This window comes from Actinomycetes bacterium (assembly GCA_036000965.1).
Lineage (GTDB): Bacteria > Actinomycetota > CALGFH01 > CALGFH01 > CALGFH01 > DASYUT01.
Map to the genome: position 1 here is coordinate 1 of DASYUT010000308.1, position 15,143 is coordinate 15,143.

Below are 15,143 nucleotides of genomic sequence, written 5' to 3' on the forward strand. Positions count from 1 at the left end.
GCGACCCTTCTTCAAGAAGCCGGTCTCGTCGACCACCAGCACCGCAGCCACATCGTCCAGGTGCTCGATCACGTAGGCGCGCAGGTCGTCGCGGACCTCGTCGGGTCCCAACGGGCCTGGTTGAGCAGCCGCTGCATCCCGTCCGGGGTACGCTCACCGGCCTGCTCGGCCAGTTGCCAGCCGTTCTTGCGTGCCACACCCCCCGAGCAGCCCTTGCAGGTAGGCCAGCGCGCGGTGGCTCGGCTCGGGCAAACCGGCCAGCGATGCGCTCGTGCAGCGCGTCCAGCCCGGCCGCCCAGGCCCGTACTGACGCGTGTGGCGGCGCTGCTTGGAGGCTCACCTGATCCTGTCGGCACCCTTTCGAGTCCAGGCATCAGCCTGTAGCCGGCCAGTTCTGCGGGGCGACCGGCGGAGGTGTCGGCCATGGTGCCCCGGCTTCCTGCTGCCTTTCGGCTGCCGGCATTGGCTTTTGGATCATCCTGTGCCCGCTGAGCAATGGGCTCTCCTTGCGGTCGGCTTACCAGGCACGGCCTGGATCTCAACGGGGTTGCCACGTTCGGCGCGCACGAGCTACGACCGGGTCGGGTGCTGCCTTACCCCGGGACGGCGGTGTCCTCCCGACCGGCCAGAACCCTCCGGTCGGCGCCTGCTGCTTCCCAGCAGCCAGTCCTGCACCCCGCTACAGCGTCCCGTCTGTCGGGGCCTTACGTGACGAGGCGTGCGGCAGTTCACTGGTGTTCACCCCGTCGGTCTTCCCCTTGCCTGTTGCCCCGGACGGGATGGGGCCCTTGGGCTTGTCCCCGGGCTTCGCACCTCGCGGTTACCCACGACGCACGCCGGGGTGGGGACGGGCTTTGGACACTGGCCCGGGACTACACCTTCGACATCAGTCGATCCTCCTATCGGTGCTTCCACTCGTAGCGTGCCGCTTCGTGTCGCACGTTCTGCTTGTGACCGTGGATGAAGGCGATCTGGAATCGCCGATGCAATCGCCTCGCAGACGCGGATCATTGGAGCTTGCAACCACAACGACCCGCGAGGCCACACGCGCATGCGATGCGTCCCCATCCCCAGCGTGGCCGCCAACGTCCTCCTACCCGGCCGGCTGCCCCTGCAGCGGACCCAGGAGGGCCTCGTTCCGGTCGAGGGGAACCGGCCGGGTGCATCCCGTGTAGGAAGAGCACTCTGGAGCCATGCCATGCCTGGGAGGTGCGCCATGCCGACCCCCGCCAATCTCCGGCCGTCGCCGCGTCGCGGTCCATGCTGGCGGACGCTGGTCATCGCGGTGCTGCTTGCCGCAGCCGGGTGCTCCGGCGTCGCCGACACCCGGAGCACTCCGCGATCGACCCAGCCGCCGCCCACGCCCACCGGTGTCACCGTGCCCGCCTTCGCCCGCGACCGGTTCGCCGCGGTCCTCCCCCTTCCCGGCGCCGGGAGCATGGCCGTGGCCGACGGGATCCTCTGGGTACACGCCGCCAGCGCGGTGGTTGGGATCGACCCGGCGGCCAACGCGGTCGTCGGCGAGCCACTGCGGGTCCCTGCGCACGCTGAGGCCATCGCCGTCGGCCAAGGGGCGCTGTGGGTGGCCAGCGTCGCCCCCGGGGACCTCGGCGTGGCGGGCGAGGACGCGGTGACCCGGGTCGACCTGGAGAGCGGCCGCACGGTGGCGACCATCACGGTCCGCCGGGCGCCCCTGGACGTCGCGGCCACGCCGGGGGCCGTCTGGGTGACCAACTCCGGCGGCGGCGGCGACAGCGTGGCGCGGATCGACCCCAAGACCAACCGGCTCGCGGGCCGGCCGGTCAGAACCGGCGCCAGCCCGCAGAGCCTCGTCGTGGGTGGCGGGTCGCTGTGGGTCGGCAACCATGACGCCCGCACGGTGACCCGCATCGACGCGGAGTCCGGGAAGGTCGTGGCGGACATCCCGGTGCCGTCCGAGCCGCACCGGGTCGCCTACGGCGCGGGCGCGGCCTGGGTGGGCAACTGGCACGACAACTCCGTGTCCCGGATCGACCCCACGACGAACCGGGTGGTCGGGTCGCCGATCCCGATCGGGTTCCGCGCCGGTAACCTCGCGGTCGGCGCCGGCGGCGTCTGGGTCACCAGCGACTACCGTTCAGACGGTGAGCCTCAGGACGTGGTGGTCGTGCGCATCGATCCGCAGACCAACCGCGCCGTCGAGACGATCGCCGTCGGCGGTCACCCCATCGATGTCGCGGCCACCGAGGGCGCCGTCTGGGTGTCGGTCGCCAACCCCGGCACGGTGCTGCGGATCGCCGGGCGCTAACGCTTACGAGTTGGTGCGCGATTGGGGTTGGGGTGTGCTGGCCTGCCTGCTTGGGCTGCTGGCCGATCAGCGGCAGGCGGCCCGATCCGAGACCAGCCCAGCGATGGCCAGGTGCGTCTGGGCGTAGTAGTCCCGACGCCCGGTGTAGCGTTGCAGCGCCCGCCACTGCCTGTGCTCGGCGCCTGCGTGCTCGACGCAGATCCGCCGGGAGGACTGCTGCTTGCGGGCCTGCTGCCAGGCAGCGACCTCCTCGGCAGGCGCGTCCTTTTGCGGCTTGGGTGGCGGCGCGTGGACCTGGCCGCCGAACGCCTTGGCCAGCCCCTGACAGCCGGCGTCGACGGTGGCGTTGACGGTGGGATGCTGGCGCAGCAGGTCCCCGATGCCTTCGGTCTTGACCGCGGTCTGGTCGTGCATCCGCCCTGGGCGTACCGCCCCGGCCCACAGCGTCCGACCCTGCCCGTCGGAGACGATAGTGGTCTTGCTGGTGTTGTGCTTGCGCTTGCCCGACACGAACGCCCGCCGCCCTGCCCGGTTGGCCCGTGGCCGCCGGACCTGGGTCTTGGTGCCGTCCAGGCGCAGCTGGATCCCTTCGCAGGCGGCGTAGGCGAACACGTCGGCTGAGGTCCTAAGCCGCACGCTGGCAGGCCGGGGACGGCGAAGCCGCGCGCTGCCAGCAGCGGCCGGATCTCGTGGACCGCGCGGGTGATGGTGGATCGGTCCACCCCGTACAGCACCGCCAGGGCGTGGTGCGGCAGCTGGAAGCGCAGGTGCACCAGGGTGGCCAGGACCCGGTCGCAGAAGACCAGCTGGTGGTGGGGGCCGGCGCCGGCGGCGCGCCGGCGCGGGTGGCCGCGGCGCTGCTGGAGTGCGCCCTGGTGGGCGGCGGTCCACGGGCCGGCGAGCTCGGCGGTCATGACCCGGCGGGCGCACCCGGCCCCCGCGGGGAACCCCGTCGCCTGACGAGGAGGCGGTGGTGGTCATCGCGCAGCACCCAGGAGGCCGTCGTCGTGAACCTCGACAGCCTCCGGGGGTGACCGGGCCGGCCCCCCGCACGGCCCAGCTGTCACCCGGCCGGCTCGGCCGTGATCGAGAACCGGGTGGTGAACACCGCGCCCGGGTCGGCCAGGGGGCACGCGTCGGCGGTGAGCGCGTCGGTAGGGGCGGTCATCGGCTCCAGGCAGGCGAACTCGGCGCCGGGGGGCACGAACACCTGGGCGTACGGGTAGCCCTGCTCGAACCGGACCCCGAGTCGCCAGCCTTCCGCCTCGAGTCCGACCGCGCGGTCGCCGGCGATGGCGTAGAGGTCGTCGAAGGTCCGCTCGGCGATGGGCTCCTGCTCGGCGGGCTCGGCCGTGGACGCACCGGTAGGGATCCCGCGTGCGTCCAGCTCGAGGTGCTCGCGGTCGGGGAGGACGAGCCGCCAGCCGTCGCGCGGGCCAGTGGGCAGGCGCAGGTACGGGTGCCAGCCGAACGCGACAGGCACGGCCTGGTCGCTGCTTGGCCGCAGGGTCGTCGTGACGGTCAGCGCGGTCCCGTCCACGCCCGCCTCGACCTCGATGGCGTGGGGGAATGGGAAGGCGGTCAGCAGCTCCGGCCAGGCGCCGTAGTCGAGCCGCGCGGCCATGACCGCCCGGCTCCCGCTGGTGTCGAGCCGGGTGACGTGCCAGCCGGGGTGGGCGGTCACGGTCCCGTGGATGGGCAGGCCGCCCGGGTCGGTGTGCAGCTCGACGCCGTCCAGGTCCACGTCGACGCCGGCGGCGCGGTAGTGGCGGGTGGAGAGCCGGTTGGCCCAGGGCGCGAGCAGGGGCAACCCGGTGACGTGGCCCTGCCGGTAGCCCTCCAGGCCACCGGGCAGGGCGAGCAGCTCCTCGCCCCGCAGGGTGAGGGATGCGCCGAGCATGCCCAGCTCGGGCAGGAAGGTGGCGGAGAGGTCGCCAGCAGCCAGGGTGACGGCGGCGGTGCCCTGCCAGGAGTGGACGCGGGCCAATGCCGCCTCGGTCGCCGATGCTGTCCCGGTCAATGCACTTCACCTCGCGTGCTCACCTCGGCGCAGCCTCTCGCACGCCGCAGAGCAGCCTACCCCGGGCTGGCCAGGCCCCGAGCGGCGGTGTCAGGGCGCCCTGCGGACGGATGGCGTAGCGTGCGCTCCATGGTGGAGCAGCCCGACGCCGGCCTGGCCGGGCCGGCGGACCCGGACCGGCCGACGGACCCGGACGGGCAGGACCCTCTGGCCGCGTACCTGGCGTTCGACCGCACCCGGTGGGCGGCGCTGCGCGCCGCCACCCCGCTCACCCTCACCGAGGACGACCTCGCCGCTCTGCGGGGGGTGAACGAGTACATGCCGCTGGAGGAGGTCGTCGAGGTCTACCTGCCGCTGTCCCGCCTGCTCGATCTGCGCGTCCAGGCCCACCAGGCGCTCGGGGACGCCACTGCGCGGTTCCTCGGCGACGAGGCGGGTCCGGCCGCGCCGTTCGTGGTGGCCATCGCCGGCAGCGTCGCGGTCGGCAAGAGCACGATCGCGCGGATCGTGCGGGAGCTGCTCTCCCGCTGGCCCGCCCACCCGCGGGTGGACCTGGTCACCACCGACGGCTTCCTGCTGCCGAACCGGGTGCTCGAGGAGCGCGGCCTGGCCGCCCGGAAGGGCTTCCCGGAGTCCTACGACCTGCCGCGGCTGGTGCGCTTCCTCGCCTCGCTGAAGGCGGGCCGGCCAGCCGTTGCCGCGCCCGTCTACTCGCACCTGGCCTACGACGTCCTGCCCGGTGAGGTCCGGCTGGTCAGGCGGCCGGACGTGCTCGTCCTCGAGGGCCTCAACGTCCTGCAGCCCCATCGCCCCGGACCGCCGCGTCTGGCGGTGTCGGACTTCTTCGACTTCTCGATCTACGTCGACGCCCAGGAGGCCGACGTCGCCCGCTGGTACGAGGAGCGGTTCCTGGCCCTGCGGGCGACCGCCTTCCGGTCCCCCGAGTCGTACTTCCACCGCTACGCCACCCTCGACGACGCCGCGGCCCGCGCCACGGCAGCGAGGATCTGGCGGACCGTCAACGCGGTCAACCTGGCCGAGAACATCCGGCCGACCCGCGACCGAGCCTCACTTGTGCTGGAGAAGGGCCCGGACCACCTGGTGCGCCGCGTCCTGCTCCGCCGCCGCTGACCGCCACGCCATCCTGCTCCGCCGGTGCGCTCGTGGTGCGCGGCGCGGTCGTGATGCCATGGGCCGCACCGTGCCCGGAGTGCACCGGGTCAGGCGGGCGGGCCATCGGTCTTGGCGGCCGCGAACCAGGCGGCCAGCTCGACCGGGCCCGGGTCGGCGTCCAGGAGGGCGAGCAGGGGGTCGCGGAGGGGCCCGGGCACCGCGACCGAGCCGAGGATGAGCTGGTGGTCGAGCCCGGCGGGCACGACCCGGCCAAACAGGAGCTGTCCGGCGCCCGGGCGGGGTTGGCTGGTGGCGGTGGCGTCGAGCCGCTCGCCGGTGCGCAGGTCGTGGAGGCCGAGGCGCTCGCCGGGACCGGCCTCGACGACCTCGTAGAGGCTGCGCCGACGGCCGCTCCAGCTGCGGCCCAGCGCCAGCTCGTCGGCCGGGAGCAGGACCCCCCTGGCATCGAGGAACGCCGCGAGCCCGCCTGCCTCGAACAGCCCGAGGTCGTGCACCACGGGGTCGTGCAGGGCCGCGCCCACCCAGGCCGGATCCTCGGGGTCGCCACCAGCCCTGGCCACCGCGACGTCGTGCAGGCGCATGCGCTGGCCGGGCCGGAGCAGGAAGGTGACCGCCTTGTGCCAGAGCCAGCTGGCCCGGTCCGGGAGCGGATGGCCGTTGCGGGGGCCACAGCAGACCTTGTGCTTGCGGCCCGAGCCGCACGGGCAGGGCTCGTTCCGTCCGGTGCTGGCCGGGCCGGTCGCGGCGAAGCGCTCCAGGCGGGCGACCGTCCTGTCGTCGGGGTCCACCTCGGTCTGGCGCAGGTAGGCGAGGGCGGCTGCCGCGTCGCCCCGGTCCTCGGCGTACCAGGCCGCGTCCAGCAGGGCAGCCTCGTCGTCGGGGTCGGCTTCGAGCGCGTCGGCAAGGTGGGCCTCGGCGGCGAGGATGTCGCCGCGGTGCTCGGCGCAGCGGGCGAGCACGAACCGTGGCCCGGGCGCGTCGTCGCAGGCGGGTACGAGCGTGGCGGCCAGCTCGCGGGCCAGCGGCTCCTCGTCGGGATCGCTGGCGAAGGTCGCGCTCACGAACGCCTCGGCCACCCCTGGCCAGGACATGGCATGGGCGAGCGCGTGCAGCGTCTCCTCGTCCTCGGCGACCGCGGCCTCCAGGCCGGAGCGGCGGGCCAGCTCGAACGCGCCGAGCAGCAGCCCCAGCGCCTCGACGCCCTCGTCGTCGAGCCCGAACAGGGCGCGGACCTCGTCCTCGGCCAGGGCGTCTGCCTCTACCTCGGCCCAGTCGGTGCCCGGCGTGCCGACCCACTCGCCGCGGACCTCGAGCCCGGCGAACAGGCGCAGCAGCTCGGGTACTGGGGGGAGCGGGCGGTCGAGCAGGGCGGGCGCGTCGGCCCGCGCGATCAGCACGACCGCAGAGCTCTCGACCGGCTCGCCGTCGCCGCCGGCCGCCTCGAAGGCGTGCGCGAGCCGCTTGCCGGCCGCCTCGCCGCCTTCGGGGTCGGCGTCGGCCCGGCTGACATGCAGGAACCCGGCGGCGAGCCGGAACGCCAGCAGGTCGCCGGGGGCCGCAGCGCCCAGCCAGCCGGGAGGCCCGGTGGCGACCCACTGGTCGGCGAGCGGGTGGTCGCTGCCGACGCCGCTCTCCGGCTCCCCGGCTGGGGCGACCTCGACGCTCCCACCGGTAGCCAGCGCCAGGGCGCCGCTGTCGTCGGCGTCGGCGGCGGCGAGCAACACCGTGAGGTCGGGCTCGACCGCGACCACGCCGTCGGCCACCTCGCCGGCCGTGACCCGGTGGGTGACGGTCACGCCGTCGAGCAGGGCGTCGAGGCTGGCGACGCGTCCGTCGGGCAGGTGGTAGAGGCCGTCGGCGTCGTCCAGCAGCATCTCGAGCCACGGCCCCGGGTCGGGCGGGAGGCGCAGCCCGGCCGCTGCGAGGCGGCGGGCGAGCTGCTCAGGTGCGAGCGGCCCCTCCCTGGCCAGCACCTGCTCGCAGAGACGGGTGGCATGTCGTTCCCAGTCCATATGCGCTCCTCGGCAAGGGTCGAGCTGCTGCCTGGTGCGGGGCTCGGGTGGCGCGGCGAGCCCCGGTGCTCCGACGGGTTGCCTGCTCCGACGGGCTGCCTGCTCCCACGGGCTGGCCGGTCCCCGGCCCCGCTACCGGGACACCATACAGCCCGTTCGTGCGGCGCGGACGTGCTCGTCCACAGGGTCAGGAGCGGGGGGGCTACGCCACGATCTGGACCGGCACGCCAAGGGGGAGCAGCTTGGCCAGCTTGGTGATGCCGGCGTTGCTCATGCGGATGCAGCCGTGGCTGATGTCGTGGCCGAGCGCGCCCGGGTCGTTGGTGCCGTGGATGCCGATCACCGCGTCGCTGCCGGCGAAGCTGCGCAGCACGTTGGAGAAGCCGGAGAGCCCGTAGGCGTAGGGGCCGTACGGGCCGGTCGGGTCCGGTGCCCGTAGCAGCTCCTTGGTGTAGTAGAGCCCGCCCGGGGTGGGCGTGTCGCGCTTGCCCACCGCGATCGGCTCGCGCTCGACCACCCGGTTGCCGCGGTACACGGTGAGCTGGTGGGCCTTGAGGGCGACGACGATGCGGTAGTCGTGCTGGGCCAGGCGCACCTCACCGGCCCGGATCCAGCCGGTGCTGCCGTTCGGCCGCACCGGCAGGAGCACCTGGAGCCAGGCGGCGCGGCGCTGGCGGACGAGGAAGACGAGCGGGGCGCCCGAGGGCTGCGGGTTGGCCAGCGCCCGCGCCGGCGCCGGCGCGCCTGGCGCCGCGTAGACGGCGACCCGGCGCACGCGGGCCTGGGCCACCGTGCTCACGGCCGGCGTCGCCGGCCGCTTCTCGCGAAGCGAGCTCCAGTCCGGCGTGGCTGCAGTGGTTCCCGGGGGGGCCGCCGGGAGCCCCGGCGGCCGCTTGGCAGGGGAGCAGCCGGAGGCCACCACGCACGCGCCGAGCAGCGCGAGGGCCACGGCGCGGCGTGCCGGCCTCCGGGAGTTGCCTGCTGCGAGCATGCCCGCGACCCGGACCCGTCAGCCTGCGAAGTCCGGGCTGAACTGCACCGGCGGCGCCGGCGGTGCCGGTGCCACGCCGCCCGTCGGGGTGACCGTGAAGATGTTCGGCTGGTACAGGAAGTACAGCTCGCTGTCGAGGTCGGCGTTGGGGAAGCAGGCGGCGAAGAGCAGGTAGCCGCCGGGCGCGGCCCCGGCCGGCACGGTCAGCGTGCCGCTCCAGGCGCCCGTGCCGTCGATCGGGAAGACACCGTCAGCCAGCAGGCCCGCCTCGGTCTCGTCCTGCGGGTCGACCAGGACCACGTTGGCCTCGGGCGCGTCGGCGCCCTCGGGCGCGGGGCAGGGCGTGATCGAGGCGACCTCGATCTGCGTCAACGCCGGACCCCTGGCGGGCGTCCGGGCGAACGTCCCGACGCCGATGGGTCCGGGAGCCGTCGTGGTGGGCGCCCCAGTCGTGGTGGGCGCCCCAGTGGTCGGCGCCCCAGTGGTCGGCGCCGCGGTGCTGGTCGGTGCGGCCGTGCTGCTGGGCGCCGCGGTCGTGCTGGTCGGCGCGGTCGTGCTGGTCGGCGCGGCGGTGCTGGTCGGCGCCGCGGTGGAGGTCGTTCCGGCCGACGCCGCCTGGGCCACGCAGAGCTGGAGGGCCAGCGCGGCGACGAGGACGAGGAGGATTCTGCGCACGGGGGATCCCTTCTGAAGGGTGCGGCGGCCCGGGGGGGCGGGGGAGGTCGCTGCGTCCTAGTCCTAGATGAGTCGCTGTGCCCTAGATGACCGGATCAATCTTCTCTGGTAGGAAAAGGGGCGTGTATCCAAATCCTCGGGATGGGCGCGAAGCAAGTTGGCTGGGGCCCGATGCGCAGAGTGTGATCGTTTCGTTGCGGACGCCGGTTCAGCGCCTGCCGCGGCCCTCCAGGAACAGGCCGGCCTCGGCCACCCGCACCTGCTCGCCGCGCAGGCGGGCGCCAGCCAGCAGGGCGGGGGCGATGAACCGCACCGGCGGCGGCATGAGCGGGCGGTCGAGCCGCATCGCGCCGCAGACCGCACGCAGCCGGAGCTCGTCGAGGCGGGTGTGGGTGACGCCGTGCAGCGTGCGGAGCTCGGGCGGGAGGCTGTGGAAGGCGAGGAAGCTCACCATGCGCCACAGCCAGCGGCGTGGCACCCCGGCGGGCGGGTCGCGGACCAGCGCCGCCACCGAGCGGGCGCCGTCGGTGGGCCGCAGGATCCCGCTCGCCACCACGCCGTCCAGGTACGCCTCGAGCTCGGCGAAGGTGGGGGGGATGCGGTCGGCGTGCAGGCCGAGCGGCTCCACGGTCGCCATCTGCTCGACGTGGAACGCCTGCCGCCCGGCGTCGTCGAGCCGGCCGATGGTCAGCCGCTCGAAGTGCAGGAAGCTCGAGACCAGGCAGGCGTGCACCCACAGCAGCAGCTCCGGATCGCGCGCGTCGTAGGGCAGGCCGGTCACCCCGTCCACGCCCCTGATGGCCCGGTGGACGTCGTCGATCCGCTTGGAGGCCGCAGCCGCCTCCTGCCTGGTGCCGAACACCACCGTGAACGTCTGGCGCAGGGTCCGCTCGAGCCGTCGCCACGGGTCCCGCTCGTACATGCCGGTCTGCCGTGCGCCCGCGACCACCAGCGGGTGGGCGGCGTGCATGAGCAGGGCCCGCACGCCGCCGACCATGACCGACGCCTCCCGCAGCACCTGCCAGGAGACGCTCCCAGGCCCGAACAGTCCGGCGTCCGGCTCACCGTCGCGCATGGCATCCACGATACGTCGGCCCGATCCGGTCCGGGGCCGCGCCGGGCTGGGCGGCCTGGGTCAGATGCCGGTGGTCGCCCGCGGGTAGGCGACCTTCGGGTCGGTGACGACGTTGACGAGGTAGGGCACGCCCGAGTCGAACCCGCGGCGCAGCGCCGGCCCGATGCCGTCCGGGGTCGTGACCAGCTCCCCGGCGCCGCCGAGGGCGGAGACGACCCGGTCGTACCGGCACCCCGGCTGCAGGTCCGCGGCCACGTCGTAACCATAGAGAGGCTGCATCAGCTGCTTCTCGAGCCCCCAGGCGCCGTTGTTGCCGCAGACCATGACCACGGGCAGGCCGTGGCGGACGAGCGTGTCCGCGTCCATCAGGGAGAACCCGGCCGCCCCGTCCCCGAGCAGGAGCACGACCTGGGCGGTGGGCCGGGCCAGGCGGGCGGCGACGGCGTAGCCCAGGCCGGTGCCGAGGCAGCCGTACGGGCCCGGGTCGAGCCAGCCACCCGGCCGGGCCGGCTCGACGTACTTGCCGGCGAACGACACGAAGTCGCCGCCGTCCCCGATCACGACCGCGTCGTCGGCCAGGACCCGGCGCAGCTCCCCGTACACGCGGGCCGGGTGGACCGGGTCGGCGTCGCTGTCGAGCAGCTCGCGGTCGCGCTCCTGGGCCTCCCGGGCCGCGCCCCGCAGGCGCTCGAGCCAGCCGGCCTGCGCCGGCCCGCGCGCGGCCCGCGCAGGCGCCCCGCCGGCCGGCGCCGGCCGGCGCCCGAGCCGCTCCACGGCCTCCACCAGCCCGTCGAGCACCAGCGACAGGTCGCCGGCGGCCGCGCCAGCCAGGTCGACGTGCCGCGCGAGCTGGCTCGGCGCGTCGGCCAGGTGCACGACCCGGGCCGGCGGGGCGCCTGAGGCGCCCCCGAACGAGCCGTAGGCGAGCCGGAAGTCCAGCGGCGCGCCGGCCACGACCACGAGGTCGGCCGAGCCGAGCGCGACCGAGCGGGCACGGGTGACCAGCAGCCCGGAGCCCGGCGGCACGATCCCGCGGCCCATGCCGTTGGCGACCACCGGGAGCCGGAGCGCCTCGGCCGCGCGCCGGGCCGCGTCCTCGGCCCGGTCGGCCCACACGTCGGAGCCGAGCACGAGCACCGGCCGCTCCGACTCGGCCAGCAGCCGGGCCACGCCCGCGAGCGCGTCGGGGTCGGGGGCCAGCGGCTGGCGTTCCGCCGGCAGCGGGATCGGCACGTTGGCGAACGAGAAGAGCTGGTCCATGGGCACGTCGAGGAAGACGGGGCCGCGGTGGGGCGCGGCCGCCAGCGCCAGGGCCCGGTCGACCGCTGCCGCCAGGCCTGCGACCTCGCCCACCGTGCCGGCATGCTTGGTCACCGGGGCGAGCAGGGGCGGGTGGTCGAGCTCCTGCAGGCTGCCGGTGCCCCAGCGCCCGGCCGGTGCCCGGCCGCCCAGGACGAGCAGGGGCGAGCCGTTGAAGTAGGCCGTGGTCACGGCGCTGACGCCGTTGGTGACGCCCGGTCCCGCGGTGAGCACCGCGAGCCCGGGCGTACGGGTGAGCTTCGCGGTCGCCTCGGCGGCGAACACGGCGGTCTGCTCGTGGCGGACGTCCACCAGCCGCATCGGCGGGTCGGCGTGCACGGCGCCGTCGTAGAGGGGGAACACGTGCCCGCCCGAGAGCGTGAACATCGTGTCGACCCCGTGCCGCCTGGCCACCGCCACGGCCAGGGTGCCGCCATGCCCCTCGACGGCCTGCGCCGTCCCTGCCGCCTCGCCCACGCCCACCTCCGCCGCCGCACCGCACCGACAGTGATGCTAGACGGTCGGGCGCCGGGCCGCCGGCCACGCGACCCTGCCGGAGCCTGACCGCGCCGCGTGCTCGCCGTCGCGGCGGCAGGCGATACTGTCGGCATGGCAACCGCGACCAGTCCCGCGTTCGTCGGCCGGGCCGAGGAGCTCGGCCGGCTGCTCGACGTGCTCGAGCGGGCCGAGCAGGGCCGGCCCACGGTCGGGCTGGTGGCCGGGGACGCCGGCGTGGGCAAGACCCGCCTGCTCGCCGAGCTGGCCGGCCGGGCGCAGGCGCGTGGTGTGCGGGTGCTGGTCGGTGGCTGCATGGAGGTCGGCGACGTGGGGCTGCCCTACGTCCCCTTCGTCGACGCCTTCCGCGACCTCGGCGCCCGGCCCGCCGAGGCCGAGCTGGTCCAGGGCTGGGGCGCTGCCGTGCCGGGCCTCGGCCTGCTGCTGCCCAAGGCCGGGGAGGAGCCTCCGCACGGCCCGCACCCCGTCGGGCCCGGTCCGCCCTCCAACGACGGCTTCGAGCAGGTCCAGCTGTTCGACGCGGTGCTGTCGCTGCTCGTTCGCCTGTCCGAGCTCGCCCCCCTGCTGCTGGTCATCGAGGACCTGCACTGGGCCGACCGCTCCACCCGCGGCCTGCTCGCCTTCCTGGTCCGCACCTTGCGTAGCGGCCGGGTCTGCCTGGTGGCCAGCTACCGCTCCGACGAGCTGCACCGCCGCCACCCGCTGCGCCCGCTGCTGGCCGAGCTGGTCCGGGTGCCTGATCTGGAGCGGGTCGAGCTGCCCCCGTTCAGCCGGCACGAGCTGGCCGAGCACCTCGAGGCGCTGGCCGGCGAGCGGCTCCCGGCCGCCGTGGTCGACCGCATCCTGGCCCGCTCCGAGGGCAACGCGTTCTTCGCCGAGGAGCTGATGGCCGCTGGTGCCGTCCGGGCCGAGGTCGCGCTGCCCGAGGCCCTGACCGACGTGCTCCTCGGCCGCGTCGAGGCCCTCCCCGAGCTGGCCCGGGACGTCCTCAAGGTGGCGGCTGTGGCCGGGCGCCGGGTCGACCACCAGCTGCTCGCGGCGGCCGCCAGCCGGCCCGAGCCCGAGCTCGAGCAGGGGCTGCGCGAGGCGATCGCCAGCCAGGTGCTGGTCGCCGACCCGCTGGCCGAGAGCTACCGCTTCCGCCACGCGCTGCTCCAGGAGGCCGTGTACGGCGACCTGCTCCCAGGCGAGCGGACCCGGCTCCACGCCACCTACGCGCGCCTGCTCGCCGAGCCCGGCGCGGACGGCACGGGTCCTGGCGGGCCCGCCGCCGAACTGGCCTGGCACAGCCTGGCCAGCCACGACCTGCCCGGCGCGCTCGGCGCCCTGGTCCGGGCGGCGGCCGAGGCCACCGCGGTGTCCGCCCCGGCCGAGGCCTACCGCCACCTCACCCAGGCGATCGAGCTGTGGGACCGGGTGCCCGACGCTGCCGCCGTGGCCGGGGTCGACCGGGTCGACCTGCTGCTGCGCGCGGCCGAGGCGGCCAGCAACTCGGGCGAGTTCCGGCGGGCGGCCACCCTGGCCGAGGAGGCCGCGGCCTCGGTCGACGCCAGCGCGGCGCCGCTGCGGGCGGCCGTGGCCTACGAGCACCTCGGCGACTACCTGGTCGAGGTCAACGACCGGGAGAACGCGGTGGCCGCCTGCCGCCGGGCGGTCGAGCTGGTGCCCGCCGACCCTCCGACGCCGCTGCGGGCCCGGGTCACCGCCGCGCTCGCCCACGCCCTCGTGTTCGCGCGCCGCGACCAGGAAGCTCGGGGCTGGTGCGACGAGGCGCTCGCGGTGGCCAGGCAGGCGGGCAGCGTCGGCGACGAGACCTACGCGCTGATCTCGCTGTCGTTCCTGGCGCAGCGCCACGACGACCTGGACGAGGCTGCCTCGCTGCTGCGCGACGCCCGCCAGAAGGCGGCCGCCGCCGGCGCGCGCCCCCTTGAGCTCCGGGTCCAGTGCCACCTGGCCCGGCTCCAGCTGGACGTCGGCGACCTGGCCGCCGCCTGCGCCGCCCTCGACGACACCGTGGAGCTGGCCGAGCGCACCGGCCTGACCTGGAACCCGTACGGCGTCGACGCCCGCCTCCTCCGCTGTGTCGCCTACTACGAGGCCGGGGACTGGGACCAGGCCGAGCGGCTGGCGGTGGCCATCGACGACCGCAGCCCGGCGGCCGGCGCGCTGTCCGCCGCCGCCCTGTACGTGGAGGTCGGCCGGGGCCGCCCGAGCGCCGACGAGCGGCTCGCCCGGCTCGAACCGCTGCGGCAGCACGACAGCTACGTGGCCTATCTCACCGGCGGCTGCGGCGCCGACCTGGCCCGCTGGCAGGGCGACCCGGAGCGCGCCAGCGCCCTGGCCTGCTCGACCCTGGCAGGGGCGGGCGCGCCCGGCGAAGCATGGACGCTCAGCGCCATCTGGCCAGCCGCCCTGGGGCTGGCCGCCGAGGCCGACCGGGCCGAGCAGGCCAGGGCCCGCCTGGGGACCGCACCCGCCGCCGACGAGCCCGTGCTGGCCGAGATCAGGGCCGCGGGCGCCGACCTGCTCGACCGGGCCCGGACCACGCTCGCCCGGGCCCGCGAGGCGGGTCGCCAGGTCGGTCCGGAGGCGCTCGCCTGGCTGGCCCGGGCCGAGGCCGAGTGGGCACGACTGGAGGGCCGGGCCGACCCGGAGCGCTGGGCGGCCGCGGCCGACGCGTTCGCCTACGGCTACGTGTACGAGGAGGCGCGCTCGCGCTGGCGCCTGGCCGAAGCGCTGCTGGCCGAGGGCAGGCGCGACCAGGCCCAAACCGAGGGCAGGCGCGACGAGGCCCTGGCCGCGGCCCGCGCGGCCCACGCCACCGCCGTGCGGCTGGGCGCCGAGCCGCTGCGGGCCGCGGTCGAGGCGCTCGCCCGCCGGGCCCGCCTCGACCTCGGCCCGGCCATGGCACCCAGCCCGGCGGCCGCCGGCCTGACCCCTCGCGAGCTCGAGGTCCTCCGCCTGGTGGCCGCCGGCCGGTCCAACAGCCAGATCGCCGGCGAGTTGTTCATCAGCCCCAAGACGGCCAGCGTCCACGTCAGCAACATCCTGGCCAAGCTGGGCGTCCACACCCGGGTCGAGGCGGCCGCCACGGCCCACCGGCTCGGTCTGGACGGCGAGGGTTCCTAGCCCAG

Annotated in this window: 12 protein-coding genes and 1 pseudogene; 5 read left to right on the forward strand and 8 right to left on the reverse strand. The window is 75.5% G+C overall.

Annotation, left to right across the window (positions count from 1 at the left end; translation table 11 throughout):
* A pseudogene (locus VG276_27475) lies at positions 1 to 340 on the reverse strand (transposase).
* Positions 341 to 1,216: 876 nt separating this feature from the next.
* Here VG276_27475 and VG276_27480 point away from each other — a divergent pair.
* On the forward strand, positions 1,217 to 2,287 hold the full coding sequence (locus VG276_27480; protein ID HEV8653029.1) for a hypothetical protein: 1,071 nt from the start codon (positions 1,217 to 1,219) through the stop codon (positions 2,285 to 2,287).
* A gap of 66 nt (positions 2,288 to 2,353) precedes the next feature.
* Here the strand turns inward: VG276_27480 and VG276_27485 are convergent, their stop codons facing one another.
* Positions 2,354 to 2,899, reverse strand: a complete 546-nt coding sequence (locus tag VG276_27485) for a transposase family protein (GenBank protein ID HEV8653030.1) — start codon at positions 2,897 to 2,899, stop codon at positions 2,354 to 2,356.
* A 131-nt stretch (positions 2,900 to 3,030) separates the two neighbouring features.
* On the opposite strand from VG276_27485, the gene VG276_27490 reads away from it, so the two are divergent.
* The gene (locus VG276_27490; GenBank protein HEV8653031.1) at positions 3,031 to 3,321 is read left to right on the forward strand and encodes a hypothetical protein; all 291 of its coding nucleotides are present in this window, start codon (positions 3,031 to 3,033) and stop codon (positions 3,319 to 3,321) included.
* Positions 3,322 to 3,350: 29 nt separating this feature from the next.
* Here VG276_27490 and VG276_27495 read toward each other — a convergent pair whose 3' ends face one another.
* Positions 3,351 to 4,307 carry an aldose 1-epimerase gene (locus VG276_27495; protein HEV8653032.1) on the reverse strand — a complete coding sequence of 319 codons (957 nt, stop codon included), beginning with the start codon at positions 4,305 to 4,307 and terminating at the stop codon, positions 3,351 to 3,353.
* A 129-nt stretch (positions 4,308 to 4,436) separates the two neighbouring features.
* Between VG276_27495 and coaA the strand changes: the two genes are divergently transcribed.
* Complete coding sequence (gene coaA / locus VG276_27500; GenBank protein ID HEV8653033.1) at positions 4,437 to 5,438, forward strand: type I pantothenate kinase; 1,002 nt, start codon at positions 4,437 to 4,439, stop codon at positions 5,436 to 5,438.
* A gap of 89 nt (positions 5,439 to 5,527) precedes the next feature.
* Here the strand turns inward: coaA and VG276_27505 are convergent, their stop codons facing one another.
* From VG276_27505 to VG276_27515, 3 genes are all read right to left on the reverse strand, one after another.
* Positions 5,528 to 7,453, reverse strand: coding sequence for an SEC-C domain-containing protein (locus VG276_27505; protein HEV8653034.1), 1,926 nt, complete (start codon positions 7,451 to 7,453; stop codon positions 5,528 to 5,530).
* Positions 7,454 to 7,655: 202 nt separating this feature from the next.
* Entirely contained in the window at positions 7,656 to 8,252 is a 597-nt protein-coding gene (locus VG276_27510) for a L,D-transpeptidase (protein HEV8653035.1), read from the reverse strand.
* A gap of 210 nt (positions 8,253 to 8,462) precedes the next feature.
* The gene (locus VG276_27515) at positions 8,463 to 8,816 is read right to left on the reverse strand and encodes a hypothetical protein (protein HEV8653036.1); all 354 of its coding nucleotides are present in this window, start codon (positions 8,814 to 8,816) and stop codon (positions 8,463 to 8,465) included.
* Positions 8,817 to 8,880: 64 nt separating this feature from the next.
* Between VG276_27515 and VG276_27520 the strand changes: the two genes are divergently transcribed.
* Entirely contained in the window at positions 8,881 to 9,135 is a 255-nt protein-coding gene (locus VG276_27520; protein HEV8653037.1) for a hypothetical protein, read from the forward strand.
* Positions 9,136 to 9,327: 192 nt separating this feature from the next.
* Here VG276_27520 and VG276_27525 read toward each other — a convergent pair whose 3' ends face one another.
* Positions 9,328 to 10,194, reverse strand: a complete 867-nt coding sequence (locus tag VG276_27525) for an oxygenase MpaB family protein (protein ID HEV8653038.1) — start codon at positions 10,192 to 10,194, stop codon at positions 9,328 to 9,330.
* Positions 10,195 to 10,254: 60 nt separating this feature from the next.
* Positions 10,255 to 11,970, reverse strand: a complete 1,716-nt coding sequence (locus VG276_27530) for an acetolactate synthase (GenBank protein HEV8653039.1) — start codon at positions 11,968 to 11,970, stop codon at positions 10,255 to 10,257.
* A gap of 132 nt (positions 11,971 to 12,102) precedes the next feature.
* Between VG276_27530 and VG276_27535 the strand changes: the two genes are divergently transcribed.
* Positions 12,103 to 15,138, forward strand: a complete 3,036-nt coding sequence (locus tag VG276_27535) for an AAA family ATPase (protein ID HEV8653040.1) — start codon at positions 12,103 to 12,105, stop codon at positions 15,136 to 15,138.
* Positions 15,139 to 15,143 lie beyond the last annotated feature (5 nt).